The following is a 24,772-nucleotide window of genomic DNA, read 5'->3' on the forward strand; positions in this document are numbered from 1 at the left end:
CGTCAGCCGAGGTCGAAGACCGCCTTGCCGACCGTCTCGCCGCCGAGCTGCAGCCGGGCCGTGTAGGTGCCCGCGCCGGGGGCGGTCCGTCCCGTGACGCACCCCGGCTCCGACCGCACGCGGGACCACGTGAACGTCTCCTTGCTGCTCACCCCGGGCCCCAGCAGCAGCCGCCGGCTCTCGGGGTCGGCGCCCAGGCAGTGGTTCGTCGACCAGACCACGTCGTCCCCCGAGGTGATGGTCACGCGCCGGTTCTGGTCGCCGGCCTCGAGCAGGCACGTCTCGTCGCCCGTCGTCCGGATCGTGATGGCGAGCTGGGGCTTCTCGGCGCCGGTGTACCGCTCGTGCGTGGCCTCGACCGTCACCCGCAGGTCGTCGGACGCGCACACCGCGACGCCCGCGGCGCGCGCGGCGACCTCGACGTCCGAGAGGGTGGGCGACGGGTCCGGTGCGGCGGGGGACGACGCGTCGGGCGACGGGGTGGTGGGCACGGTCGCCGTCGAACGCGTCGTGCCCGCTGTGCTCGTCGTGCCCGTCGTCCCTGCGGCGTCGGCGGGTGAGGACCCGCCCCGGCCGGTGAGCCACCACACCAGGAGCAGCACGAGCAGCACCGGCACGGCCAGGACGACGAGCCGCCGCAGGAGGTAGACCCGCCGCGGCAGCGGAGCGGGTCGCTGCGGGCCGGGTCGCTGCGGGCCGCTGCTCTGTGCCACGGAGCTCCTTGTCGTCGCGGGACCGGCCGCGGGGTGGACGGCGGCGCCCACCACGGTACGAGCCGGGCGGCACCGCCCGGGTGACCGTGCACCGGCGCGCCGCGTGACCCCGATCGCTTGGCAGGATGCGGGGGTGACCGCCTCGACCCCGCCGCGCCCGCCCGTCCCGGGCCTGGGTGCGGGCATCGCCGGCGCCCTCGTCGGCGTCGTCGTCGGCTGGTACGACGAGCACGCGCGCGACCTGCCGTGGCGCGCCCACGACCGGACGCCGTGGGGCGTCCTGGTCAGCGAGGTCATGCTGCAGCAGACGCCCGTGGTGCGGGTCGAGCCGGCGTGGCGGGCGTGGTTGGAGCGCTGGCCCACGCCCGCCGACCTGGCCGCCGCGTCCTCCGCCGACGTCCTGCGCGCGTGGGACCGGCTCGGCTACCCGCGGCGCGCGCTGCGGCTCCAGGAGTGCGCCCGCGCCCTGGTCGAGCGGCACGGCGGCGCGGTGCCGGACGACGAGGCCGCGCTCCTCGCCCTGCCCGGGATCGGCTCCTACACCGCGGCGGCGGTGCGGGCCTTCGCGTTCGGCCGCCGCGCGGTGGTGCTCGACACGAACGTGCGCCGGGTCCTGGCCCGCGCGGTCGACGGGCACGCGCTGCCCGCGCCCTCGCAGACCGTCGCGGAGGTCGCCCGCGCCGCGGCCGTGGTGCCGCCCGACGACGCGTCCGCCGCGCGCTGGGCCCAGGCGAGCATGGAGCTCGGCGCGGTGGTGTGCACGGCCAGGTCGCCGCGCTGCGGGGCGTGCCCGCTGGTCTCGTCGTGCGCGTGGGTGGCGGCCGGACGCCCGGGCGACGTGCACGCCCACCGCCGTCGCACGCAGGGCTGGGCGGGCACCGACCGGCAGGTGCGCGGGCGGCTCATGGCGCTGCTGCGGGACGCGCCGGCCCCGGTCCCCGAGCCCGCGCTGGACGACGCGTGGCCCGCGACCGAGCAGCGCGCGCGGGCGCTCGCCGGCCTGCTCGCGGACGGCCTCGCGCGCGAGCTCCCGTCGGCCGACGACGCCCCGCCGTCGTACGCGCTGCCCTCCTGAGGCGCCGTCGTCGTCCCGGCCTCGCTGCCGGGGCGCGGTGCACGCGCACCCGGGCACCCGGGCACGGCACCCGGCGACCGTCGCCCGGCACGGATGTGCAGCGGTACGGATGAGGTGCGCCGCCGTGCGGTGGCGGCGACCCGGTGACCGGTGCGCGGTCAGCCGGAGCGGGACCGCGTCCGGCGCGCGGGCGGGTCCGCCGCCTCGAGGAGGACGCCGGCCGTCATCTCGTCGACGACGAGGTCGGTGACCACGCCCGCGCGCAGCGCCGCGAGCAGGGGCGTCACCTTGTTGTCGCCCGCGACCACGCACACGCGGCGCGGCAGGCGCTGCAGCTCCGTCGGCGTCGGGCCGGTGGCCCGCGCGTTGAGCGGCACGTCCTGCCACGAGCCGTCGGCGCGCAGGAAGACCGTGCACACGTCGCCGACCACGCCCTCGTCGTGCAGGACGCGCACGTCCGCGTCGTCGAGGTAGCCCGCCGAGTACACGTGCGACGGCACCGCGCCCGCCACCGCGCCCACCGAGAAGACCGCGATGTCCGCGCGGTGCTGCATGTCGAGCACGCGACGCACCGAGCGCTCGCGCCACATCGCGGCCTTGGTGTCCGAGAAGTCGAAGAACGCCGGGACCGAGAAATGGTGCACGGCCGCCCCGAAGGCGGTGCCGAAGGAGGAGATCAGGTCGCTTGCGTAGTCGACGCCCGACGTGCGCATGTTCGCCGCTCCGTTGAGCTGGACCACCGCCGCGCCGCGCGTGGGCTTGGGCGCCAGGAACCGCGAGACCGAGGCGAGCGTGGTGCCCCACGCGACGCCCAGCACCATGTCCGAGTCGAACCACGAGGACAGGAGCTTGGCGGCGGTCATCGACACCTGGTCGAGGCGTTCGATCTGCGACGACGAGTCCGGCACGGGCACCACGTAGGCGTCGATGCCGAACGCGCTCGCGAGCGAACGCCCGAGCCCGGGCGCCCGCGTGCTCGCCGGGCGCAGCGTGATCTCGACCAGGCCGGTCTCCCGCGCACGCTTGATCAACCGGGAGACGGTGGACCGGGACGTGCCGAGGTGCCGGGCGATGACCTCCATCTTGAGGTCCTGGAGGTAGTACATCGAGGCCGCCCGGAGCACGTCCTGCTCGCGTTCGGTGTCCATGCCCACGACCCCCTCGCCGCCGCCGCTGCCGGCGCGTCCCGGGATGCACGTATGTGCACTCGGGTTGCGCATCTGTTCCGCCCGTGATGACCATAGCGAGCGACGGCCGCGGCGGCGAGGGGAAGCCCACGCCCGGGGACGTCGACGGGAGCCGGGTGAACCGGACGGCGACACCAGGAGGACGTGCGATGAGGACGGCGCCGCTGACGGCCCAGGCCCGGCAGGACGCGCTCACGAGGCTGCGGGACTCGGCGCAGCAGGGCGACGAGCTCGACGTGCTCGTCATCGGCGGCGGCGTGACCGGCGCGGGCATCGCGCTCGACGCCGTGACGCGCGGGCTGTCCACCGCCGTCGTCGAGGCGCAGGACTGGGCCAGCGGGACCTCGAGCCGGTCCAGCAAGCTGGTGCACGGTGGCCTCCGCTACCTGCAGATGCTCGACTTCCACCTGGTCCGCGAGGCGCTGACCGAGCGGGACCTGCTGATCACCCGCATCGCGCCGCACCTGGTCAAGCCGGTGTCGTTCCTCTACCCGCTCGAGAACCGCGTCTGGGAGCGGGCGTACGTCGGCGCCGGCGTGGCCCTGTACGACACGCTGGCGAGCGTGTCCGGCTCGCGCCGCGCGATGCCGATCCACAAGCACCTGTCCCGCAAGGGCATGGAGCGGCTGTTCCCCGACCTGCGGCACGACGCGGCGATCGGCGCGGTCCGCTACTGGGACGCGAGCGTCGACGACGCGCGCCTGGTCTCGACGCTGGTGCGGACCGCGGTGAGCTACGGCGCGCACGCGGCCAGCCGCACGCAGGTGCTGGACCTGCAGACCACGACGGGCGGCGCCGTCACCGGCGCGGTCGTCGAGGACCTCGAGACGGGCGAGTCCATCGACGTCCGGGCGCGCCACGTCATCAACGCGACGGGCGTCTGGACCGAGCAGACCGAGTCGCTGGCGGGCTCCGAGGGCGGGCTGCGGGTGCTCGCGTCCAAGGGCATCCACATCGTGGTGCCGCGCTCGCGCATCGCCGGGAACACCGGCCTGATCCTGCAGACCGAGAAGTCCGTGCTCTTCATCATCCCGTGGTCGCGCTACTGGGTGATCGGCACCACCGACACCCCGTGGGAGCAGGAGCTCACGCACCCCGTGGCGACCAGCGCGGACATCGACTACGTCATCGACCACGCCAACGCCGTGCTCTCCCGCCCGATCACGCGGGACGACGTCATCGGCACCTGGGCCGGGCTGCGGCCGCTGCTGCAGCCGGGCACCAAGGAGGGCACCTCGTCGGCCAAGGTGTCCCGCGAGCACACGGTCGCGTCGCCGACGCCGGGCCTCACCGTGATCGCCGGCGGCAAGCTCACCACCTACCGCGTGATGGCCAAGGACGCCGTCGACTTCGCGATCGGCTCGCGCGCCACCACGCTGCCGTCGCTCACGCACGACCTGCCGCTCGTCGGCGCCGAGGGGCTCGCCGTGGTCCAGCGGCAGGCCCGGGCCATCGGCAAGCGCTACGGCTGGGACCGTCCGCGGATGGACCACCTGCTGCACCGGTACGGGTCGCTGCTGAGCGAGCTCACCGACCTGGTCGACGAGCGTCCCGACCTCGCGCAGCCGCTCGCCCACGCGCCGGCGTACGTGGGTGCCGAGATCGTCTACGCCGCGAGCCACGAGGGCGCGCTGCACCTGGACGACGTCCTCATGCACCGCACGCGCCTCAACTACGAGGTCGCGGACAAGGGCGTCGCCGCGCTGGAGGAGATCGCCGACCTCGTCGCGCCCGTCCTCGGCTGGGACGACCGCACGCGCAGCCAGGAGATCGAGGCGTACCGCGCCCGCGCGGAGGCCGAGGAGCAGGCGGCCGAGCAGCCCGACGACGACGCGGCCGAGCGCGTCCGCCTCCGGGCGCGGGACGTGGCGCCGATGCGCCGGATCGGCGAGGGCGCGTCCGGCGGCACCAAGCCCGGGTCGCCGCCCGGCCGAGGAACCTCGGGGCCGGCCGGCACCTGAGCGGCGGTGCGGCGGCAGCCGCCGCGCCGTCAGCACCACCCGCGCGGTGCCCGCACCGCGCACAGCACACCCCCCGCACGCACGCGGGTGCACGTGACAACGAGGTCCGTCAGAAGGGATAGGCCGTGGACACACTGATGCAACAGGCATTCTGGTCCGAGATCCTGGGTACAGCGATGCTGCTGCTGCTGGGAGCGGGCGTCGTCGCGAACGTCATCCTGCCCAGGACCAAGGGGTTCGGCGGCGGCTGGCTCCTGATCAACTTCGGGTGGGGCCTCGGCGTCTTCGCCGGCGTCTACGTCGCGTTCAAGTCCGGGGCTCACCTCAACCCCGCGGTCACGGTCGGCCTGCTGACCGCCGACCAGCCGTTCTTCCAGATGAAGGACGACGCGGGGATGGTCACCGACTCGATCGACCCCACGTTCGGCAACGCGATGTGGTACATCCTGGCGCAGATGATCGGCGCCTTCGTGGGTGCGGTCCTGGCGTGGCTCGCGTACAAGAAGCACTTCGACCAGGAGGCCGACCCCGCCGTCAAGCTGGGCGTCTTCTCGACCGGCCCGGAGCTGCGCTCCTACGCGTGGAACTTCATCACCGAGGTCATCGCGACCTTCGTGCTGGTCTTCGTGGTCCTGGCGTTCGGCCCGACGCCGTCCGGGCTCGGCCCGCTCGCGGTCGCCCTCCTCGTCGTCGGCATCGGCGCCAGCCTCGGCGGACCGACGGGGTACGCGATCAACCCCGCACGTGACCTGGGTCCGCGCATCGCCCACGCCGTCCTGCCGATCCCGGGCAAGGGCTCCAGCGACTGGTCGTACGCCTGGGTCCCGGTGCTCGGACCGCTCGTCGGCGGCCTGCTCGCCGGCCTGCTCGGCCTGGCCTACATCTACTGACCGGTGGTGGCGGGGCGCCGCGCGCGCCCCGCCACCCGTCGAGCGACGCGCCGAGCCCTCGGGGCTCGCCTCGCTCCCCTCGACCAACTCCCCCGTACCTCCCCCGCACCCGGCCGCACTCCGGAGCAAAGGATCACCCCATGGCTGACACGAAGTACGTCCTGGCGATCGACCAGGGCACGACGAGCACGCGCGCGATCGTGTTCGACCACGGCGGCCAGATCGTCGCCACGGGCCAGAAGGAGCACGAGCAGATCTTCCCGCGCGCCGGCTGGGTCGAGCACGACCCGGAGGAGATCTGGACCAACACGCGCGAGGTCGTCGGGCTCGCGCTGACGCGGGCCAACCTCACGCACAACGACATCGCCGCGGTCGGCATCACCAACCAGCGCGAGACCGCGGTGGTCTGGGACCGCACCACGGGCAAGCCGGTCTACAACGCCATCGTCTGGCAGGACACCCGCACGCAGAAGATCGCCGACGAGCTCGGCAACCTGGGCGGCGGCGCCGAGCGGTACAAGGCCAAGGTGGGCCTCCCGCTGGCGACGTACTTCTCCGGCCCGAAGGTGCGCTGGATCCTCGACAACGTGGACGGCGCCCGCGAGGCGGCCGAGCGCGGCGACCTCGCGTTCGGCAACACCGACTCGTGGGTCCTGTGGAACATGACGGGCGGGACCAACGGCGGCGTGCACGTCACCGACGTCACCAACGCCTCCCGCACCATGCTGATGAACCTCGACACGCTGACGTGGAACGAGGAGATCGCCGGCGAGATGGGCATCCCGGTCTCGATGCTGCCCGAGATCCGCTCCTCGTCCGAGGTCTACGGGCAGGGCCGCGAGGGCGGCATGCTCCCGGGCGTGCCGATCGCCGGCATCCTCGGCGACCAGCAGGCCGCGACGTTCGGTCAGGCCTGCTTCGAGGTCGGCCACGCCAAGAACACGTACGGCACGGGTAACTTCATGCTGCTCAACACCGGCACGGAGATCATCCCGTCGAAGAACGGGCTGCTGACGACGGTCTGCTACAAGATCGGCGACCAGGACACGGTGTACGCGCTCGAGGGCTCGATCGCCGTGACCGGCTCGCTGGTGCAGTGGCTCCGGGACAACCTCGGGATCATCTCCTCGGCGCCCGAGATCGAGCAGCTCGCCAAGACGGTCGACGACAACGGCGGCGCCTACTTCGTCCCCGCGTTCTCCGGCCTCTTCGCCCCCTACTGGCGCTCGGACGCCCGCGGTGCGCTCGTCGGGCTCACCCGGTACGTCAACAAGGGGCACATCGCCCGCGCCGCGCTCGAGGCCACGGCGTTCCAGACCCGCGAGGTGCTGGACGCGATGAACGCCGACTCGGGCGTGGACCTCACCGAGCTCAAGGTGGACGGCGGCATGGTGGCCGACGAGCTGCTCATGCAGTTCCAGGCGGACATCCTGGGCGTCGACGTCGTCCGGCCGAAGGTGGCCGAGACGACCGCCCTCGGCGCTGCGTACGCCGCGGGCATCGCGGTCGGGTTCTGGGAGGGCGAGCAGGACGTCATCGACAACTGGGCCGAGGACAAGCGCTGGAGCCCCGACATGGCGGACGACGAGCGCGACCGCCAGTACCGCCTCTGGAAGAAGGCCGTCACCAAGACCTTCGACTGGGTCGACGACGACGTGAGCTGACGCATCGGCAGGCGAAGCCTGTCAGAGCGTTCCTCCACGCACACCGCCGCGAGGGGGCCGGGCGCCCGGACGCCCGGCCTCCTCGCGGCGTCCGGGTGCGGCGCGTCGGCGCGCGCCGCGTTCGGTGCAGTGCCGCGTTCGGTGCGGTGCGCCGTTCGATGTGCTGTGGCCCGTTCGGTGGGCGTTCGGCGGGAGGGAGTGTCGGCGTCTGGCCTGTGCACGACGACGGCCCGGTCGCCGTGCGTGGCCTGGCGTCGCTCCGCATGGGCTGGGGCGACGAGGACGACGACCTGTTCCTGGAACGCATCGAGGCCGACGCACGGGCCCGCATGGCACGGGGTCGGCACGGGTAGGGTCGGCGCGTGCTGCTGGCGACGTGGAACATCAACTCGATCCGAGCGCGCGTGGAGCGAGCCACCGCCTTCCTGGAGCGCAGCGGCGTGGACGTCCTGGCGCTCCAGGAGACCAAGTGCAAGGACGAGCAGTTCCCGCACGAGGCGTTCGAGGCGCTGGGGTACGAGGTCGCGCACGTGGGGCACAGCCAGTGGAACGGCGTGGCGATCGTGTCCCGCGTGGGCATCGAGGACGTCGCGGTCGGCTTCCCCGGCATGCCGACCTGGGGCGACCCCGCGGCGGCGGAGGCGCGCGCGATCGGCGCGACGTGCGGCGGCGTGCGGCTCTGGAGCCTCTACGTGCCCAACGGCCGGGAGATCGACGACCCGCACTTCACCTACAAGCTCGACTGGCTCGCCGCGCTCCGGGAGGCCGCGGGCGGCTGGCTGAGCACCGACCCGCAGGCGCAGGTGGCGCTCGTCGGCGACTGGAACATCGCGCCCCTCGACACCGACGTCTGGGACCCTGCGTTCTTCGCCGGGCGCACGCACGTCACGCCCGCGGAACGCTCGGCGTTCGCCGCGATCGGCGAGGCGGGCTACACGGAGGTCTCCCGCGTCCACGTGCCCGCGGAGCACACCTACACGTACTGGGACTACCAGCAGCTCCGGTTCCCCAAGAACAAGGGCATGCGCATCGACCTGACCTACGCGTCGCCGGCCCTCGCGGCGCGGGTCCAGGGCGTGACCATCGTGCGCGACGAGCGCAAGGGCAAGCAGCCGTCCGACCACGTCCCCGTGGTCCTCGAGCTCGCATGATGCCGGGTCAGTAGCGCCACCGGCGCATGTCGTCCTGGTAGGCGCGGTAGATCGCGGGCGACAGCAGGGTCGAGGCCGGCATCGCCTCCTCGGTCAGGTCGCCCGGCAGACGGGCCGTCGCCGCGAGCGACGTGGCGTCGTGGAACCGCAGGCCCGCGGGCAACGGTGTCGCCGCGAACAGGCCGGAACCCGAGCCAGGCAGCGAGAGCGCGAAGCCCCACTCGCCGAACGACGGCACGTTGACCGTCAGCGGCACCACGCTGCGCCGCGGTCCGCCTTCCCGCATCGTCGCGACCACCTGCCAGAACGCGTGGGGCGTGAAGTACGTCGAGGTGGCCTGCGTCGCGAACGCTCCGCCCGGCCGCAGGTGCGCGACGACCGAGGAGTAGAACTCGGCCGAGTACAGCTTCGCCACGCGCTCGTCGGACGGGTCCACGAGGTCGATGAGCACCGCGTCGAACGTCGACGCGGCGTCGCGCATCCACCCGAACGCGTCCTCGTTGACGACCGACACCCGAGGGTCCGCGAGCGCGTCCTCGTTGAGACCGCGCAGCAGCCGGTTGGTCTGCGCCAGGCGCGTGACCGCGGGGTCGAGGTCGACGACGACGACCTCGCGGACCGTGGGGTAGCGCAGCACCTCGCGGGCCAGCAGACCGTCGCCGCCACCGAGGATCGCCACGGACGCAGGGGCCTGCACCGACGTGAGCGTCGCGTGCGCGAGGGTCTCGTGGTAGCGCGCCTCGTCGAGCGAGGAGAACTGGAGCTGGTCGTTGAGGTACAGGCGCACGTCGCCCTGGTACTGGGTCACGACGAGCTTCTGGTACCGCGATGTCGTCGCCGTCACGACCGGGTCCTGGTAGAGCCGCGTCGACAACGCGGCCTCCAGCCCGGACGACGCCGCGAAGACGACGAGCAGGGCCGCGAGGGAGCCCGCGGTCACCCACGTCCACCGCGGGCGGTGGCCCATCCGCGCGAGCATGAACAGCGCCACGCCGACGTTGAGGATGGCGACCGCGAGGGCGGTGCGGACCAGACCGAGGACAGGCAGCAGCAGGAACGGGAACAGCAGCGACGCGAGCAGCGCACCCAGGTAGTCGAGCGCGAGCACCTTCGACAGCAGCGAGACGGACTCGTCGCGGCCCTGCTCCTTGAGCAGCGCGACGAGCAGCGGGATCTCGATGCCGATCCCGATCCCGATGCTCACCGACAGCAGCACGAAGACCGGCCAGTACAGGTCGGTCTGGCCGTACGCCCAGAACAGCACGAGCACCGACGAGCCGCCGACGAGGCCGAGCAGGAGCTCGTTGCGCACGAACGCGAGGCCCGACGGCCCCGGCAGCCGTGGGGCGAGCAACGAGCCGACCCCCATGCCGAACAACGACAACCCGGTCGCCACCGAGAACGCGACGACCGAGTCGCCGACGAGGTAGGACGCCGCGGTGCCGAGGATCAGCTCGTAGACGATCCCGCCGACCGCCACGAGCAGCGCCGCGGCGAAGACGGTCGGCCGGTCCATCGCCCGCGCTCGACCGCCGCCCGTCCTGAGCCCCACAGGCTCGGGTGCAGCGGGCTCGGGTGCAGCGGGCTCGGGCGCAGCGGGTTCGGGCGCAGTAGGCCCCGGTTCGGGCTCGACGAGAGACACGCTCAGGAGCTGATCGTGCCCGCGATGATCAGGCCGATCGCCACCGCGACCCCCGCGATGAGGATGCCGAACGCGACGTTGTGCTCCTCGACGAGCTCGTGGCGCAGGTTGAGCCGGAACATCTTGTCCGCCCCGACGATCGCGAGCAGCAGCAGCACGATGCCGAGCACCGAGTACAGGATGGTCGACAGGAACTCGATGATCACGCGTTCTCCTCGTTGGTCGGGCCCGCGCTCGTCGGGCCGGTCACTTGCCCACTCCGGAACCGCCGCCGCCGTACAACGGCCGCATGTGGCACTCCTCCTGCGTCGTCACCTGCCCCGTGACGCTCGTGACGGTGCGCGGCGTGCACTCCTGACGCACCGGCACGCACGACGCGGCGACCATGCCGACGAACAGCACGACGAGCACCAGGCACCCGATCCCGCCCATCCGCCGGCGCGCCACCCGCTTGCCGAAGTGCGCCTTCTGGTCAGCGGTGTCCAGGACGATGCCGTGGTAGACGTCCAGCACGCGCTCGTCGAACCGCTCGACGGACAGGACGAAGCCCTGGCCCTTGAGCTCGGCGTACGCGACCTCCTGCCCGATCGTCAGGTCGTACGTGAACGCCCCGTCGAGCGACGCGATCCGTCCGACCCCCACCTCGTGCACCCGGACGTCGTGGCGGTACCCGCCGAACGTGACGACGAGCTCCTGACCCTCGCGCAGCTCGGACGGGTCCAGGCGCTCCGCGACCCGCATCGGACGGTAGAGGGTGACGGCATTCGTGTAGTGGTCGTACTCCACCCAGAAGTCGAGGTTCTCGTAGCCGAGGACCTCCCACTCCTCCCAGGTGTACGTCGTCTTGTCCTCCGGGTCCCACTCCTCGTACACGACGACGCCGTGGGGCATCGAACGCCACGGCGGCAGCCCGACGAGGTGGCGGCCCAGCTTCATCCGGGCGCGCGGCCGTCGGCCGACGCTCACGAGCCCGCCACCGCAGGGCGTGCGGGCGTCAGGGTGCGGACGACGGCGTCCCCCGCGAAGCGGCGCGCCAGGTCCGCCCGCGTCTGCTCCGCGAAGCCGTCGGGGGGACGCCGGCACGACGTGAGCGTGACGTACGCGGCGCCGTGCTCCGGCCACGTGTGCACCGCGACGTGCGACTCCGCGAGCAGGATCGCCAGGCTGAGCCCGTGCGGCGCGAACCGGTGCTCCGCCTCCGCCCCGACCGGGTGCAGCCCCGCGCGCTCGACGACCGCGTCGAGCGCCGCGCGGACGGTCGCCGCGTCGTCGAGGAGCCGCGACCCGGCACCGAGGACGTCGAAGACGTAGACGTGGTTGAGGGGTGGCTCGCGCCCAGGCACTCCGCGGCCTCCCGTCGTCCGAGCGCCCGACGGCGCGGTGGTCGGTGCGCACCGTATCCGACCCCCGGCCACCCCGGGTGGAGTTGTGCACACATCGAGCCAGCACTCGACCCGCGAGCGCCGGCGTCGGCTAGGTTGCGCGCATGAGCAACGCCGCCGGGGAGCCGAACCCCTTCGGTCCGCCTGCCGAGCGCAGCGACCCGCCGGTCCCGCCCACGACGCTCTACGGGTCGCCCCCCGGGTACGGGCACCAGCCGACCGACGGCACCGCGCCGGGCTACGCGCCGACCGCGCCGTACGGCACCGCGCCGGGCTACGCGCCGACCTCGCCGTACGGCCCCCCCGCGGGGTACGGGGCGCCCGCCGGGTCCGCCGCGCCGACGGCGTACCCCGGGTCCGCCGCGCCCGCCGCCTACCCCGGCTACGCCGCGCCCAGCGCCTACCCCGGCTACGCCGCGCCCGGCGCGTACCCGGGCTACGCCGGCCCGCCCGGGTGGGCCGGCTACGTCCCGCAGGTGCCGCTGCCGACCGACGGGCTGGCGATAGGCTCGTTCGTCACCAGCCTCGTCGGGCTCGTCCTGCTGGCCGGCCTCAGCTCGCCGGTCGGGCTGGTGCTCGGCATCGTGTCCCTGCGGCGGATCCGGCGTACCGGGAAGGGCGGGCGCGGGTTCGCGATCGCGGGCATCGTCACCGGCGTCCTCGGCACGCTCTACCTCCTCGCCCTCGTCGCCCTGTTCCTGTGGGCCGCCCTGTCGCTGCCCGGCTCCGGGTCGGACCCGGGCTGGACCGGGGGCTACACCACCACGGCGTGGGCGCCCGGGCCGGCCGCGGCGACGAGTCCCGCCGGGGCCGCGACGCCATGACCGCCTACCCCGAGCCCCACTACGCACCCGGCTGGGACCGGCCGGCCCGCCGCGGCACCGACGGGTTCGCGGTGGCGTCGATCGTCACGGCGCTCCTGGGCCTCGGCCCGCTCGCGCTCGGGCTCGGCATCACGGGCACCATCACGACGCGACGGCGCGGCACCGCCGGGCGCGGGGTCGCGATCGCCGCCGTGGTGCTCGGCGCCCTGGAGACGGTCGCGCTGCTGGTCGGCGTCGCGCTGCTCGGCACGTCCTGGCTGCAGTCCCGGCCGCTGCCGGCGGACGTCGCGGAGCCGCGCACCGCGCACGCCGTGCAGCTCGTCGTCGGCAACTGCCTGGCGGACCTGCCACCGGACGGCGACGTCGACACGGTGCGCGTGGTGCCGTGCGACGGACCGCACACCGCCCGCGTGGCGAGCAGCTACGCGTTCAGCGCGGACGCGATCTGGCCCGGCCAGGGCGACGCGGACGCGCTCGTCGCGCGCTCCTGCGTGCTGACCGCCGACGAGCAGGCGGTCGGCCGGGTCGTGGTGACGTGGGCACCCACCGAGCAGAGCTGGGACCGCGGCGACCGCACCGGCCTGTGCGTCGTCGTGACCCCCGCCGGCTGAGCCGCCCGGGCGACGGCCGGTCCGCTGCGTGACCGGGTCAGCCCTCGCCCGGGAACACGACCCCCAGGGACGCCCGCACGGCGTCGGCGACCTCGAGCGTCGCGACCACCTCGTCGAGCGGGTGCAGCGGGCTCTGCGTGCGGCCCTCGGCGACGTACCGGGCCAGGGCGGCGGCCTGGAAGCACAGCCCGTCGTGCTCGGTGACCCGGTTGTCGTCCCACGTCGCCCGCTCGTCGTCGACCTGGACGTGCAGGCTCGTCGGGCACCAGAACCGCGGCCCGGTGACGGCCCACCCGCGCTCGCCGTGCACGGCGGCGACGTCCGGCGTCGGCGCGAGGATGGACGTGAAGAGCTGCGCCTCCAGCCCCGGGTAGGCGAGCTGCAGGGAGACCTGGGCGTCGACGCCGGTGCGCGCCAGGCTGCCGGACGCCTGCACCGCGGACGGCCGCAGCGGGGCGCCGGCGGTCGTCGCGACGAACGACGCGAACGACAGCGGGTACACACCGATGTCGAGCAGCGCCCCGCCCGCGAGCGCGGGGTCCATGAGGCGGTGCTCGTCGGGCACCACGGTGCGGCCCGCGAACTCGGCCGTCACCCGACGCACCGTGCCGAGCGTGCCGTCCTCGACGAGGCGGCGCAGCACGTCGACGTGCGGCAGGTACCGCGTCCACATCGCCTCCATGAGGAGCACGCCGGCGGACTCGGCCGCGGCGACGAGCGTGCGCGCCTCCGCCGCGTTGCGCGTCAGCGGCTTCTCGACCAGCACGTGCTTGCCCGCCGCGACCGCGTGCAGCGCCAGGTCCAGGTGGTGCGAGTGCGGGCTGGCCACGTAGACCACGTCGACCTCGGGGTCCTCGACCAGGCCCTGGTACGACGAGGCCGCGCGCTCCACGCCGTGCGCGGCGACGAACTCCTGCGCGCGCGCCGCGTCCCGGCTCGCCGCGGCGACGACGCGCTGGTCCGTGTGCCGGCGCACCGCGTCCACGAACAGGCCGGCGATCCACCCGGGCGCGAGCACGCCCCACCGGAGGACGGGCGCGTCGCGCGGGTCGGGGAACCGGGGCTCGGGCAGCACGAGGGTCACGCGCTCACCCTGCCACGCCTCCGTCGTCGTGCGGGCTCGTCGTGCCGTCCCCCGACGCCCCCGAGCGGCGACGACGCACCCGGGCCCAGACGAACCGGCCGACCAGCCACGCGAGGATCACGTACACGACGAGGTTGAGCCAGTCGCTGTACCGGCCGATGTCCTCCCACCGCTCCCCGAGCGCGTACCCCGCGACGACGAGGCCGCCGTTCCAGACGAGCGAGCCGAGCGTCGTGTAGAGGCTGAACCGCCCCAGCGGCATCCGCTCGACGCCGGCGGGGACCGAGATCAGGCTCCGCACCACGGGCACGCACCGGCCGACCAGCACCGCGGTGCCGCCGTGGCGGCCGAACCAGTCCTCGGCGCGGTCCAGGTCCGCCACCTCGACGAGCGGCACCTTCTCGAGCCACCGCCGCAGTCGCGCCCGCCCGACCGCCGCACCGATCCCGTACAGCGCCCACGCCCCGACGAGCGAGCCCAGCGTCGCGGCGACCACGGCCCAGACCAGCGACATCCCGCCCTGGCTCGCGACGTACCCGGCGACCGGGAGCACGACCTCGGACGGCAACGGCGGGAACAGGTTCTCCAGCCCGACCAGCAGGCCGACGCCCAGCGGGCCGAGCGACTCGATGACCGAGACCACCCACCCGACCAGCCCGGTGAGCTCGGCGTCCCCGGACGTGCTCGTCAGGACGACGGTCGCGCTCAGGGCGTGGGGGACGGCAGGGGTCACCGCCCCGATGCTGCCATCCCCCCGCACCCCCCGCCCCCGGGCCCCCGGGCCGGGCCCCCCGGGCCCGGGCCCCCCGGCGGCCCACCCCACGCCGACCACGCGATCTCTCCGGCTCTGAGCGCTCAGAGCCGGAGAGATCACGTGGTCGCGGGGTGGTTCAGGACGTGTCGCGGGGGTCAGGACGTGTCGCGGGGGTTCAGGACGTGTCGCGGGGGTTCAGGACGTGTCGCGGGGTCAGGACGTGGTGAGCGACAGGCCCCCGTCGGTGCGGTCGACGTGGACCGTCTGGCCGTCCTTGACCTCGCCGGCCAGGAGGGCGCGGGCCAGCGTGTCGCCGATCTGCCGCTGGACCAGGCGGCGCAGCGGGCGCGCGCCGTACGCCGGGTCGTAGCCCTCGAGCGCGAGCCACTCGCGCGCGGCGGACGTCACGTCCAGGGTCAGGCGCCGGTCCCGGAGCCGACGAGCGAGCGCCTCGACCTGCAGGTCCACGATGTGCCCGATCTCCTCGAGCGACAACGGGTCGAAGAGCACCACGTCGTCGAGCCGGTTGAGGAACTCCGGCTTGAAGGAGGTCCGAACGGCGCCCATCACGGCGTCGCGCTTCTCGGCCTCCGTGAGGAGCGGGTCCACCAGGAACTGGCTGCCGAGGTTCGACGTGAGGACCAGGATCACGTTGCGCAGGTCGACGGTGCGGCCCTGCCCGTCGGTGAGGCGGCCGTCGTCGAGCACCTGGAGCAGCACGTCGAACACCTCGGGGTGCGCCTTCTCGACCTCGTCGAGCAGCACCACCGAGTAGGGCCGGCGGCGGACGGCCTCGGTGAGCTGGCCGCCCTCCTCGTAGCCCACGTACCCGGGAGGCGCCCCGACGAGCCGCGCGATTGAGTGCTTCTCGGCGTACTCCGACATGTCGATGCGCACCATGGCGCGCTCGTCGTCGAACAGGAAGTCCGCGAGCGCCTTGGCGAGCTCGGTCTTGCCGACGCCCGTGGGACCCAGGAACAGGAACGAGCCCGTGGGCCGGTCGGGGTCGGAGATGCCGGCCCGGGCGCGGCGGACGGCGTCGGAGACCGCGGCGACGGCCTTCTTCTGGCCGATCAGCCGCTCGCCGAGCACCTCCTCCATGCGCAGGAGCTTGGCGGTCTCGCCCTCGAGCATGCGGCCGGCGGGGATGCCGGTCCACGCGGCGACCACCTCGGCGATCTCGTCGGGCCCGACCTTCTCCGCGATCATCGGGGGCCCGTCGACGACGTCCTCGGCCGCCGCCTCGGTGGCCTCCGCCTCCTGGATCTGCTGCTGGAGCGTCGGGATCTCGCCGTACATGATCCGGGCGGCGGCGGCGAGGTCGCCCTCGCGCTGCAGGCGCTCGGCGTCGGAGCGCAGCGTGTCCAGGCGAGCCTTCAGGTCGCCGACGAGGTTGTGGCCCGCCTTCTCCTTCTCCCAGCGCGCGTTGAGCGACGCGAGCTCCTCCCGCCGGTCCGCGAGGTCCCGGCGCAGCCGCTCGAGCCGGTCGATCGAGCCCGGGTCGTCGGACTCCGCGAGGACGACCTCCTCCATCTCGAGGCGCGTCACGGCGCGCTGCAGCTCGTCGATCTCGATGGGCGAGGAGTCGAGCTCCATGCGCAGACGCGACGCGGCCTCGTCGACCAGGTCGATCGCCTTGTCCGGGAGCTGGCGGCCGGTGATGTACCGGTCGGACAGCGCCGCGGCGGCGACCAGCGCCGCGTCGGAGATCGTGACCTTGTGGTGCGCCTCGTAGCGCTCCTTGAGCCCGCGCAGGATCGCGACGGTGTCCTCGACCGACGGCTCCCCGACGTAGACCTGCTGGAACCGCCGCTCGAGCGCGGGGTCCTTCTCGATGTGCTCGCGGTACTCGTCGAGCGTGGTGGCGCCGACCAGCCGCAGCTCGCCGCGGGCCAGCATGGGCTTGAGCATGTTGCCCGCGTCCATGGCGCCCTCGCCGCCCGCGCCCGCCCCGACGACCGTGTGCAGCTCGTCGATGAACGTGACGACCTGGCCGTCCGATGCGGTGATCTCCTCGAGGACGGCCTTGAGCCGCTCCTCGAACTCGCCGCGGTACTTGGCGCCCGCGACCATCGACGCGAGGTCGAGCGAGACCAGCTTCTTGCCCCGGAGCGACTCCGGGACGTCCCCCGCGACGATGCGCTGCGCGAGGCCCTCGACCACGGCGGTCTTGCCCACGCCGGGCTCGCCGATGAGCACGGGGTTGTTCTTGGTGCGGCGGGACAGCACCTGCACGACGCGGCGGATCTCGGCGTCACGGCCGATCACCGGGTCGAGCTTGCCCTCGGCGGCCCGCTGCGTGAGGTCGAGCCCGTACTGCTCGAGCGCCTTGTAGGTCCCCTCGGGGTTGGGGGTGGTGACGCGCGCGTTGCCCCGCACGTTCGGGAGCGCGGCGAGCAGCGCCTCCCGGGACGCGCCGGCCGAGCGCAGCGCGTCCGCGACGCCGGACTGCCCCGCGGCGAGCCCGATCAGCAGGTGCTCGGTCGAGACGTAGTCGTCGCCCAGGGTGCGGGCCTCGTCGTTCGCGGCCAGCAGCGCCGCGGTCGTCGCACGCGAGGCGGGCGGCTGGGCGACGGTGTCACCTGACGACGACGGCAGGTTGACCAGGATGCCGCGCACGGCGCGACCCAGCGCCCCGCGGTCGGCGCCCACCGCGTCGAGCAAGCCGTTGGCGACGCCGCCCTCCTGCTGGAGCAGGGCGTCGAGGACGTGCGCCGGCTCGAGCTGCGGGTTGCCGGCGGCGCTCGCCGACTGGAAGGCGCTCCCGAGCGCCTCCTGCGAGCGGGTGGTGAGCTTCGCGTCCACGTGACCTCCCAGCGCGACGACGCGCGCGATGTTCCGATTGCTGACTCTACGGCTCTCAACGCTGCGAACTTGAGTCTATTCCGCTCAACTCTGCGCCGCCCCCGGGGCGGCCGGCGTGCACCGGATGGTCATCAGGTGGAGGGGTGGTCGTCGTCGCGGCGTCACCCGGGGTGCCTAGCGTCGTCGGCGACCACCGACGACGAAAGGGCAACGATGACCCTCACCATGACGCTCGTCCGGCACGGGCGCACCCACTTCAACGCCCGCCGGATCCTGCAGGGCAACAGCGACTCCCCGCTCACGAGGACCGGCCGCGAGGGCGTGCGGACCACCGCCCGCCACCTGGCCGGCACTCCGTTCACCGCGGCCTGGTGCTCACCCTCCGGCCGCGCGGTCACCACGGCCGTCGAGCTCCTGCGCCACCACCCCGAGCTGCGGCTGCGGGCGGACGCCGGCCTCCGCGAGTACCACTTCGGAGCCTACGAGCGCCGTCCGGAGAGCGCGCTCGACCAGGTGATCGACTGGTCGACGCTCGTCACCTCCGTCCTCGACGGCACGCACCCCGGCCTGCCCGGCGGCGAGTCGGCCGCGCACTTCATGGGCCGCACCCGGGACGCGTTCGCGCGGATCGTGGCGCGGCACCACGGGCACGACGAGCACGTGCTCGTCGTCGGGCACGGCCTCGCCCTCGGCGCGTACCTGGCCACGGTCGAGCCCGTCGGGCTGGTGCCGCTGCCGAACGCGTCGGTCTCGACGGTCGAGGTCGACGACGAGGGCGCGGCCCGGATCACGTCCATCGCCGTCGACGTCGCGCACCAGGGCCCGCTCGCCGCGCGCGGCACGCTGTCCCCGCTCGCTCCGGTCGCCTGAGCCTCGTCCGCACGGCGGGGTCCCCGAGGACTGCGGGGATCTGGCGACGTCAGCGACCAGATCCTCGCAATCCTCGGTGCTCCCGCGTCCGGGTGCGACGATGCGGGCATGGCGGCTGACGCGGGCAGGGGCGGGGACGAGGTCGTCGACGTGCTCGGGGAGCCGTGGGTCGCGCGGACGCTGCCGCTGCGGGACGACGCGGAGACCGCCCGCTCGGGCGTGCCGCCGGTCGCCACGCTCGTGCACCGCGCCGCCACGCCGGCCCGGACCCACCGGCGGGCGGTGCTCTACCTGCACGGCTTCGTCGACTACTTCTTCCACCCGCACCTCGCCGACGCGCTCGACGCCGCCGACTGGGACCTGTACGCGCTCGACCTGCGCGACTACGGCCGCTCGATCCGCGAGGGCCGCCGGCCCAACCACGTGCGCGAGCTCGCCACGTACGCCGAGGAGATCGACGCGGCGGTCGCCGTGCTGCACGCCGAGCACGACGAGGTCGCCCTCCTCGGTCACTCGACGGGCGGGCTCGTCGCCGCGCTCTGGGCCGACGCGCGCCCCGGCCGGGTAGACGCCGTCGTCCTCAACTCGCCCTGGCTCGACCTGCGCGGGAGCTGGTTCGAGCGCACGCTGCTGACCTGGGCGCTGCGGCCGGTCGGCCGGGTGGCCCCCGGCCTCGTCGTCGGCCACATCGCTCCGCACTACGGGCGCGCGCTGCACCGGGACACGGGCGGCGAGTGGGACTACGACCTGGCGTGGAAGCCGCACGAGGGCTTCCCCGCGCGGGCGGGGTTCATCCGCACCGTCCGGCTGAGCCAGGCGCGCGTGGCCCACGGGCTGCACGTCGAGGCGCCGGTCCTGGTCCTCACGTCCGACGCGTCCGGTCCCGACGACCGCGAGCACGACGCGCTGCTCACCACCGACTCGGTGCTCGACGTCGCGCACATGGCCGCCCGTGCGCCGCTGCTCGGCGACGACGTCACGCTCGTCGTGGTCCCCGGCGGCGCGCACGACCTGGCCCTGTCCGCCGCCCCCGCGCGCGAGCGCTACCTCGCGGAGGTCGTCGGCTTCCTGGACGCCCGCCTCCCGCGGCGGGACTGACCGTGGCCGGCGGGACCGCGCGCCGCGTCGAGGCCGCGCGCGGCTGGGGCGAGCGACGCTGGGAGAGCACGCGCCGGACCGCGACGGGCCGCCTGCTCGAGCGGGTCGTGCGGGACCTCGTCGGCATCGAGCTGTTCGACCGGGCGATGACCCTGGCGGCCCAGGCGTTCACCTCGATCGTGCCGCTCCTGCTGGTCGCGGCGGCCCTCCGGCCCGGCGAGGACGGGTTCGGCCAGACCGTCTCGGACTCGCTGGGCCTGCCCGACGAGACCCGCGCGGCGCTCGCCGGCGCGGTGCCGGACGACAGCACGGTGCTCAGCACCGTCGGCGTCCTCGGCCTGCTGGTGACCCTGGTGTCCGCGACCTCGTTCTCCCGCGCGCTGGAGCGGATCTACCTGCGGGTCTGGCAGGTGCGGCGGCCCGGGCTCCGCACCGCCTGGCGCTGGCTGGCCACCGTCGTGGCCGTGGCGCTCGCCGCGCTCCTCATCGGGTTCACACGTCGGGTGGTGGACCCGCAGTGGCTCGGCCTCGTGCAGCTGGTCCTCCAGCTCGTCGTGTGGACGGTGGTCTGGACGTTCGTGCCCTGGGTCCTGCTGCGCGGGCAGGTCGCGGTCCGTCCGCTGGCCTGGACCGCGCTCCTCACCGGCGTCGGGCTCGCGGTGCTGGGCCGCGTCGGCGCGTTGTACCTGCCCGTCGTGCTCTCGTCCGGCGCACGGCAGTTCGGGGTCCTCGGCCTGGTCTTCGCGTACCTGGGGTGGCTGTTCGCACTGTCCTTCGTGGTCGTCGCCGCCGCGGCGATCGGCCACGCGTGCGCGACCGACGACGGCCCCGTGGGCCGGTGGGTACGCGGCCGGGACTCGTGGCAGGAGGTCCAGGGCTGAATCGCTTCGGCCGGTGGGCCCGCTCGACCCGCACGCGGTAGGAAGGACGGAACGCCCCGCGCCGCAGCGGGGTCGGACCCGCGGCGCCGGGGGCGCTCGCAGCGAGGAGCAGCCGTGCGACACGCGACCGACGGGCAGGACCCGGGGACGACGAGCGCGCCGGGGGGCCCGCGACGCCGGACCGCCCGCACGTACGTCACCCTGGCCGCCGCCGCACTCCTGACCACGGGCGCCCTCGCCGCGGGTCCCCTCGCCGCGAGCGCGGCGCCGCTGGACCCGGACCTCGCCCGCACCGTGCACACCGCGGGCCGGGTCGCGGTGGGCGCGGACGGCGGTGCGCTCTTCAGCTGGCCGGGCATCTACCTCGAGGGCCGGTTCGAGGGCACCGGGATCGGGGTCGACCTGACCGACCCCGCGAGCGACTACGACGTCGCGATCGACGGCGAACGTGTCACCACGCTCGTCGCACCGGGCCCCGGCACGCACTGGGTGGACGGCCTGGCACCCGGTCAGCACACCGTGCGGGTGGTCAAGCGCAGCGAGAGCACCTGGACGACGAGCCGGTTCGACGGGTTCGTCGCGGCGCCCGGCGGCCGCCTGCTCGACGCACCGCCCGCGCGCGAGCGCCAGCTCGAGCTCGTCGGCGACTCCTTCACCGCGGGGTACGGCAACGAGTCCACCGAGCGCGAGTGCACGGGCGACCAGGTGAACCGCACCACCAACGCCGACCTGTCGTTCGGGGCGATCACGGCGCGCAACCTCGACGCGGACTACCAGGTGAACGCGTTCTCCGGGCGGGGGATGGTCCGCAACTACGGGGGCGGTGAGGCGGGGACCAGCTACCGCACGTACGCCGACCGTGCGCTGCTGGCCGTTCCCGGCGACGTGTGGGACCGGCCCGACGACTGGCAGCCCGACGCCGTCGTGATCGGGCTCGGCATCAACGACTTCTCGACGCCCGTGTCCTCCGGCGAGCCGTGGACCACGCAGTCGCTGCGCACCGCGTACGTCGAGGCGTACACCGGGTTCCTCGACACCCTGCGCGCGCGCTACGGCCCGCAGACGTACCTCGTCGTGAGCTCGACGTCCTACGCGGGTCCGGAGCTGCCCCCGCTCGTCCAGGAGGTCGTGGCGCAGCAGCGGGCGGCCGGTGACCAGCGCGTGCTGATCTGGGACTACGCCGACGCACCCCTCGACTACCTGGGGTGCCACTGGCACCCGTCGCTCGCGGACCACCGGGTCCTGGCGCAGCGGCTCACCGCCCTCCTGACACCGCTGCTCACCGACCCGCAGCCGACGCCGACAGCGACACCGACGCCGTCCGGCTCGCCCACCGGATCGCCCACCACGCTGCCCAGCCCGACCGTCCCGGCTCGGGCCTGCCAGGCGACGCTGACGGTCGTCGGCTCGTGGCCGGGCGGTTACCAGGCATCGGTCCGGGTGACCGCCGGTCCGAGCGGCGTGGCCGGTTGGCGGGCGGGGTTCTCCCTGCCGGGCGGCAGCACCGTGGTGCAGGGCTGGTCGGCCGACTTCACGAGTGCAGGCCCGTCCGTCACCGCGACGTCGAAGGACTGGAACGCCCGGCTCGGGGCGGGTCAGACGGCCGAGGCGGGCTTCATCGGCTCCGGACCCGTGCCGACCGACGTCCACGCGTCCTGCACGTCGCCCTGATCCCGCAGCCCGCCTGCCGCCCGCCCAGCCCGAGCACGGGTCAGACGGCGCCGCCGGAACGGGGTGCGAGCGCGGGCTCGTCGGGCTCGGAGAGCGACAGCAGCGCGCCCACGATGCCGGGCGTGTCCCGCAGACGCCGCTCGAGCGCGGCGAGCTCGTGCGCCGCGGCGGTCTCCCGGGGCTCGCCCTCCAGGTCGACCGCCCCCGACAGGAAGATCCGACGAGCACCGACCAGCTCGAGCCGCAGCTCGGTCACGCGGCTGACCTCCGGCTGAGACAGCAGCGTGGAGAGCGCGGCGTCCCAGACCCGGTCGTCGGCGACCTCCCCGACCAGGAAGCGCCGGTTGCGCTGGATCAGCACGACGGCCACCACGCCGAGGAGCACGCCGACCAGGATCGAGCCGATCGCGTCCGGCACGGCCGAGCCCGTGACCTGGTGCGCCGCGATGCCGCTCCCGGCGATGAGGATGCCGACCAGCGCCGCCGCGTCCTCGAAGAACACCGCGCGCACGGTCGGGTCGGAGGTCCGCAGGATGTGCGGGAGCAGGTCCATCTCGCGGCGCCGGGCGTCGGCCCGCGCCTGCCGGTTCGCCTGCAGGAAGGACACGCCCTCGAGCACGAAGGACACCGCGAGCACCGCGTACGCGATGCCGAAGTCGGTCGCCGGCTCGGGGTGCTGCAGCTCGCTGATCCCGTGCGTGATGGATACCCCCGCCCCCACCGCGAACAGGCCGATGGCCGCGAACAGGGACCACACGTAGACCTCGCGGCCGTAGCCGAGCGGGTGCGTGCGGTCCGCGGGGCGCGCCGCCTTGCGCTGCGCGATGAGGAGGAAGACCTCGTTGCCCGTGTCCGCCCACGAGTGCGCGGCCTCCGCGAGCATCGAGGCGGCGCCGGTGAGGACCGCCGCGGCCGTCTTGGCGACCGCGATGAGCAGGTTGGCGGCGAAGGCGATGATCACGGTGAGGGCGCTCTCCGCGTGCGCGTCCTCGGGGGCCGCGTCGAGCGGCGCGGCCGTCGGGCCGCCGGTCTCGGGTCCGGGCGTGGATCCGGTCATGGCGCTCCCGGGACGGTGCTGGTCGGGTGGCCGGGGTCCGGCGCGGGCGTGCCGGCGCGCACCGCGGGCAGCACCGCGCCCGGCGGGGCGACGGAGGAGGCGCCGTCCGTGGCCGCCGCGGCCTCGTCGGACCGCTGGCGCCGCAGCAGCAGGCGATGGTCCAGCACGGCGGACGCGAGCCACGCGGCGGTGGTCGCGAGCACGGCGACCGGCAGCGCCTCCAGGCCGGGCCGCCCGACGAGCAGGCCCGCGAAGAGGAGCGGCGAGACCACCATCCGCGTCATCGCGGTCATCCCCGCGGCGGTCCCCATCGCCACGGCGACCGTCACCGACATGTCGAACGCGACCACGCCGAGCGTGGCGAGGCCGACGCCGAGGAAGACCGCCGGGAAGATCGGGCCGCCGCGGAACCCGGCACCCATGCTCACCGCGTACGCGACACCCTTCGCGACGACCAGCACGAGCACGGTGACGGCGGACGCCTCACCGACCAGGTGAGGCAGCGCGCTCTGGCCGGAGAACAGCACGTCCTCGGCGTCGGCCCCCAGTGCCTGGGCCAGCAGCGCCAGCAGCCCGACGGCCAGACCGCCCCCGACGAGGAGCAGCAGGCGGCCGGTCCGGACCTCCAGGCCGTGCAGCACGGTCGCCCCGCTGCGCACCAGGTGGGCGGCGAGCGACGCGAGGACGCCGACGACGACCGCGACGAGCAGGTCCCGGGCCTGCACGCTCTCGTACGTGGGCAGGTCGGGCAGCGCCAGGCTGGGCATCGGCAGCCCGGACCACTCACCGAGGCCGGTGATCAGGAGGTACGCCATGGCCGAGGCGGCGAGCGCGGGCAGGATCAGCGGGATGACCAGGGCGCCCGCACCGACCCCGCCCTCCAGCAGCATCAGGCCGGCGACGAGCGGGCCGCCGAACAACGTGGACATGGCCGCGCCCGAGCCCGCGACGCCGATCGCGACGCCGCCCTGCTCCTTGAGGTGGGCCCAGCGGGTCACCCACGTCCCGACGATCGCCCCGAGCGCGATGAGCGGCGCCTCGGGGCCCAGGACGAGCCCGAACGGCAGGGTCGCGAGCGCGGCGAGCGCGACGCTGCCGACGTCACGCGGCCGGACCGCGCCCATGCTCATGCCCTCGATCGGCGAGTGCCCGCCGTCGCCCGGCAGCATGCGCGCGAGGTGCACGAGCACGCCGCCGAGCATCGGGAGCCCGAGCACCAGGTACCAGGGCGCTGTCGCGGTGCCGAGCGCCTCGGGCAGGTCGTCCCACAGCAGTTGCTCGAGCCAGTGCACGGCACCGAAGAACGCGAACGCGACCAGCCCGGCGGGCAGACCGACCAGCAGCCCCAGGAGCGTCAGCCGCAGCAGGTCGCGCGGCGGGACGTTCGCGGGGCCCCGCGCGGGCTGGGCGTCGGTCATGCGCCGACAGTAGCGACCACCGGCCCGGCCGCGC

The 24,772-nt window shown here is 74.4% G+C and carries 23 protein-coding genes; 12 read left to right on the forward strand and 11 right to left on the reverse strand.

What is annotated here, in order from left to right; all coding sequences use genetic code 11:
- Positions 1-2: 2 nt before the first annotated feature.
- Positions 3-713, reverse strand: a complete 711-nt coding sequence (locus KIN34_RS03100; protein ID WP_214346515.1) for a hypothetical protein — start codon at positions 711-713, stop codon at positions 3-5.
- A gap of 133 nt (positions 714-846) precedes the next feature.
- Here KIN34_RS03100 and KIN34_RS03105 point away from each other — a divergent pair, with 133 nt between their 5' ends.
- Complete coding sequence (locus KIN34_RS03105; RefSeq protein ID WP_372449521.1) at positions 847-1,788, forward strand: iron-sulfur binding domain-containing protein; 942 nt, start codon at positions 847-849, stop codon at positions 1,786-1,788.
- Positions 1,789-1,946: 158 nt separating this feature from the next.
- On the opposite strand, the gene KIN34_RS03110 is transcribed toward KIN34_RS03105, so the two are convergent.
- Positions 1,947-2,936: a sugar-binding transcriptional regulator gene (locus KIN34_RS03110; RefSeq protein WP_214346517.1), complete on the reverse strand. Its 990-nt coding sequence runs from the start codon at positions 2,934-2,936 to the stop codon at positions 1,947-1,949.
- 188 nt (positions 2,937-3,124) lie between these two features.
- Here KIN34_RS03110 and KIN34_RS03115 point away from each other — a divergent pair, with 188 nt between their 5' ends.
- The 5 genes from KIN34_RS03115 to KIN34_RS03135 all read left to right on the forward strand — a co-directional run bounded on the left by KIN34_RS03115 (position 3,125) and on the right by KIN34_RS03135 (position 8,641).
- Positions 3,125-4,936, forward strand: a complete 1,812-nt coding sequence (locus tag KIN34_RS03115; RefSeq protein ID WP_214346520.1) for a glycerol-3-phosphate dehydrogenase/oxidase — start codon at positions 3,125-3,127, stop codon at positions 4,934-4,936.
- Positions 4,937-5,073: 137 nt separating this feature from the next.
- Positions 5,074-5,826 carry an MIP/aquaporin family protein gene (locus KIN34_RS03120; RefSeq protein ID WP_214346523.1) on the forward strand — a complete coding sequence of 251 codons (753 nt, stop codon included), beginning with the start codon at positions 5,074-5,076 and terminating at the stop codon, positions 5,824-5,826.
- A 140-nt stretch (positions 5,827-5,966) separates the two neighbouring features.
- The gene (gene glpK, locus KIN34_RS03125; protein ID WP_214346526.1) at positions 5,967-7,490 is read left to right on the forward strand and encodes a glycerol kinase GlpK; all 1,524 of its coding nucleotides are present in this window, start codon (positions 5,967-5,969) and stop codon (positions 7,488-7,490) included.
- Between the two features lie 215 nt (positions 7,491-7,705).
- Positions 7,706-7,843: a hypothetical protein gene (locus KIN34_RS03130; protein WP_214346529.1), complete on the forward strand. Its 138-nt coding sequence runs from the start codon at positions 7,706-7,708 to the stop codon at positions 7,841-7,843.
- A gap of 9 nt (positions 7,844-7,852) precedes the next feature.
- A complete protein-coding gene (locus tag KIN34_RS03135; protein ID WP_214346531.1) occupies positions 7,853-8,641 on the forward strand; it encodes an exodeoxyribonuclease III in 789 nt (262 codons plus the stop codon).
- A gap of 7 nt (positions 8,642-8,648) precedes the next feature.
- Here KIN34_RS03135 and KIN34_RS03140 read toward each other — a convergent pair whose 3' ends face one another.
- From KIN34_RS03140 to KIN34_RS03155, 4 genes are all read right to left on the reverse strand, one after another.
- Positions 8,649-10,157, reverse strand: coding sequence for a polyamine aminopropyltransferase (locus tag KIN34_RS03140; protein WP_214346533.1), 1,509 nt, complete (start codon positions 10,155-10,157; stop codon positions 8,649-8,651).
- A 128-nt stretch (positions 10,158-10,285) separates the two neighbouring features.
- Entirely contained in the window at positions 10,286-10,489 is a 204-nt protein-coding gene (locus KIN34_RS03145; protein WP_214346535.1) for a DUF350 domain-containing protein, read from the reverse strand.
- Positions 10,490-10,529: 40 nt separating this feature from the next.
- A complete protein-coding gene (locus KIN34_RS03150; RefSeq protein WP_214346537.1) occupies positions 10,530-11,249 on the reverse strand; it encodes a hypothetical protein in 720 nt (239 codons plus the stop codon).
- Positions 11,246-11,626: an S-adenosylmethionine decarboxylase family protein gene (locus KIN34_RS03155; protein WP_214346539.1), complete on the reverse strand. Its 381-nt coding sequence runs from the start codon at positions 11,624-11,626 to the stop codon at positions 11,246-11,248. Before KIN34_RS03155 ends, KIN34_RS03150 begins: the two co-directional genes overlap by 4 nt.
- Positions 11,627-11,769: 143 nt before the next feature.
- Between KIN34_RS03155 and KIN34_RS03160 the strand changes: the two genes are divergently transcribed.
- Positions 11,770-12,489, forward strand: a complete 720-nt coding sequence (locus KIN34_RS03160) for a DUF4190 domain-containing protein (RefSeq protein WP_214346542.1) — start codon at positions 11,770-11,772, stop codon at positions 12,487-12,489.
- A complete protein-coding gene (locus KIN34_RS03165) occupies positions 12,486-13,100 on the forward strand; it encodes a septum formation family protein (RefSeq protein ID WP_237689034.1) in 615 nt (204 codons plus the stop codon). Before KIN34_RS03160 ends, KIN34_RS03165 begins: the two co-directional genes overlap by 4 nt.
- Positions 13,101-13,137: 37 nt before the next feature.
- Here the strand turns inward: KIN34_RS03165 and KIN34_RS03170 are convergent, their stop codons facing one another.
- The 3 genes from KIN34_RS03170 to clpB form a co-directional block, all read right to left on the reverse strand.
- Positions 13,138-14,184, reverse strand: a complete 1,047-nt coding sequence (locus tag KIN34_RS03170; protein WP_214346545.1) for a Gfo/Idh/MocA family protein — start codon at positions 14,182-14,184, stop codon at positions 13,138-13,140.
- A gap of 4 nt (positions 14,185-14,188) precedes the next feature.
- Complete coding sequence (locus KIN34_RS03175) at positions 14,189-14,917, reverse strand: DedA family protein (protein ID WP_214346548.1); 729 nt, start codon at positions 14,915-14,917, stop codon at positions 14,189-14,191.
- A 234-nt stretch (positions 14,918-15,151) separates the two neighbouring features.
- Positions 15,152-17,743 carry an ATP-dependent chaperone ClpB gene (gene clpB / locus KIN34_RS03180; protein ID WP_214346561.1) on the reverse strand — a complete coding sequence of 864 codons (2,592 nt, stop codon included), beginning with the start codon at positions 17,741-17,743 and terminating at the stop codon, positions 15,152-15,154.
- 213 nt (positions 17,744-17,956) lie between these two features.
- Between clpB and KIN34_RS03185 the strand changes: the two genes are divergently transcribed.
- From KIN34_RS03185 to KIN34_RS03200, 4 genes are all read left to right on the forward strand, one after another.
- A complete protein-coding gene (locus KIN34_RS03185; RefSeq protein ID WP_214346563.1) occupies positions 17,957-18,613 on the forward strand; it encodes a histidine phosphatase family protein in 657 nt (218 codons plus the stop codon).
- Between the two features lie 108 nt (positions 18,614-18,721).
- The gene (locus tag KIN34_RS03190) at positions 18,722-19,711 is read left to right on the forward strand and encodes an alpha/beta hydrolase (protein WP_214346565.1); all 990 of its coding nucleotides are present in this window, start codon (positions 18,722-18,724) and stop codon (positions 19,709-19,711) included.
- Positions 19,712-19,713: 2 nt separating this feature from the next.
- Positions 19,714-20,592, forward strand: a complete 879-nt coding sequence (locus KIN34_RS03195; protein WP_214346567.1) for a YhjD/YihY/BrkB family envelope integrity protein — start codon at positions 19,714-19,716, stop codon at positions 20,590-20,592.
- 114 nt (positions 20,593-20,706) lie between these two features.
- Complete coding sequence (locus KIN34_RS03200) at positions 20,707-22,263, forward strand: cellulose binding domain-containing protein (protein ID WP_307858063.1); 1,557 nt, start codon at positions 20,707-20,709, stop codon at positions 22,261-22,263.
- Between the two features lie 40 nt (positions 22,264-22,303).
- Here the strand turns inward: KIN34_RS03200 and KIN34_RS03205 are convergent, their stop codons facing one another.
- Both KIN34_RS03205 and KIN34_RS03210 read right to left on the reverse strand, forming a co-directional pair.
- Complete coding sequence (locus KIN34_RS03205; protein WP_214346570.1) at positions 22,304-23,320, reverse strand: cation diffusion facilitator family transporter; 1,017 nt, start codon at positions 23,318-23,320, stop codon at positions 22,304-22,306.
- A complete protein-coding gene (locus tag KIN34_RS03210) occupies positions 23,317-24,738 on the reverse strand; it encodes a chloride channel protein (RefSeq protein WP_214346585.1) in 1,422 nt (473 codons plus the stop codon). The genes KIN34_RS03205 and KIN34_RS03210 overlap by 4 nt, the downstream gene beginning before the upstream one ends.
- Positions 24,739-24,772: the final 34 nt, after the last annotated feature.

Origin of the sequence: Cellulomonas fulva (assembly GCF_018531375.1) — a bacterium.
GTDB classification, from domain to species: Bacteria; Actinomycetota; Actinomycetes; order Actinomycetales; family Cellulomonadaceae; genus Cellulomonas; species Cellulomonas fulva.

What these genes read in the sequence shown, in the direction of transcription:
- KIN34_RS03110 (WP_214346517.1), bottom strand. Translation starts at nt 2,936, where the DNA reads ATGGACACCGAACGCGAGCAGGACGTGCTCCGGGCGGCCTCGATGTAC.
- KIN34_RS03115 (WP_214346520.1), top strand. Translation starts at nt 3,125, where the DNA reads ATGAGGACGGCGCCGCTGACGGCCCAGGCCCGGCAGGACGCGCTCACG.
- KIN34_RS03120 (WP_214346523.1), top strand. Translation starts at nt 5,074, where the DNA reads ATGCAACAGGCATTCTGGTCCGAGATCCTGGGTACAGCGATGCTGCTG.
- glpK (WP_214346526.1), top strand. Translation starts at nt 5,967, where the DNA reads ATGGCTGACACGAAGTACGTCCTGGCGATCGACCAGGGCACGACGAGC.
- KIN34_RS03140 (WP_214346533.1), bottom strand. Translation starts at nt 10,157, where the DNA reads ATGGACCGGCCGACCGTCTTCGCCGCGGCGCTGCTCGTGGCGGTCGGC.
- KIN34_RS03160 (WP_214346542.1), top strand. Translation starts at nt 11,770, where the DNA reads ATGAGCAACGCCGCCGGGGAGCCGAACCCCTTCGGTCCGCCTGCCGAG.
- KIN34_RS03165 (WP_237689034.1), top strand. Translation starts at nt 12,486, where the DNA reads ATGACCGCCTACCCCGAGCCCCACTACGCACCCGGCTGGGACCGGCCG.
- KIN34_RS03185 (WP_214346563.1), top strand. Translation starts at nt 17,957, where the DNA reads ATGACCCTCACCATGACGCTCGTCCGGCACGGGCGCACCCACTTCAAC.
- KIN34_RS03190 (WP_214346565.1), top strand. Translation starts at nt 18,722, where the DNA reads ATGGCGGCTGACGCGGGCAGGGGCGGGGACGAGGTCGTCGACGTGCTC.
- KIN34_RS03205 (WP_214346570.1), bottom strand. Translation starts at nt 23,320, where the DNA reads ATGACCGGATCCACGCCCGGACCCGAGACCGGCGGCCCGACGGCCGCG.
- KIN34_RS03210 (WP_214346585.1), bottom strand. Translation starts at nt 24,738, where the DNA reads ATGACCGACGCCCAGCCCGCGCGGGGCCCCGCGAACGTCCCGCCGCGC.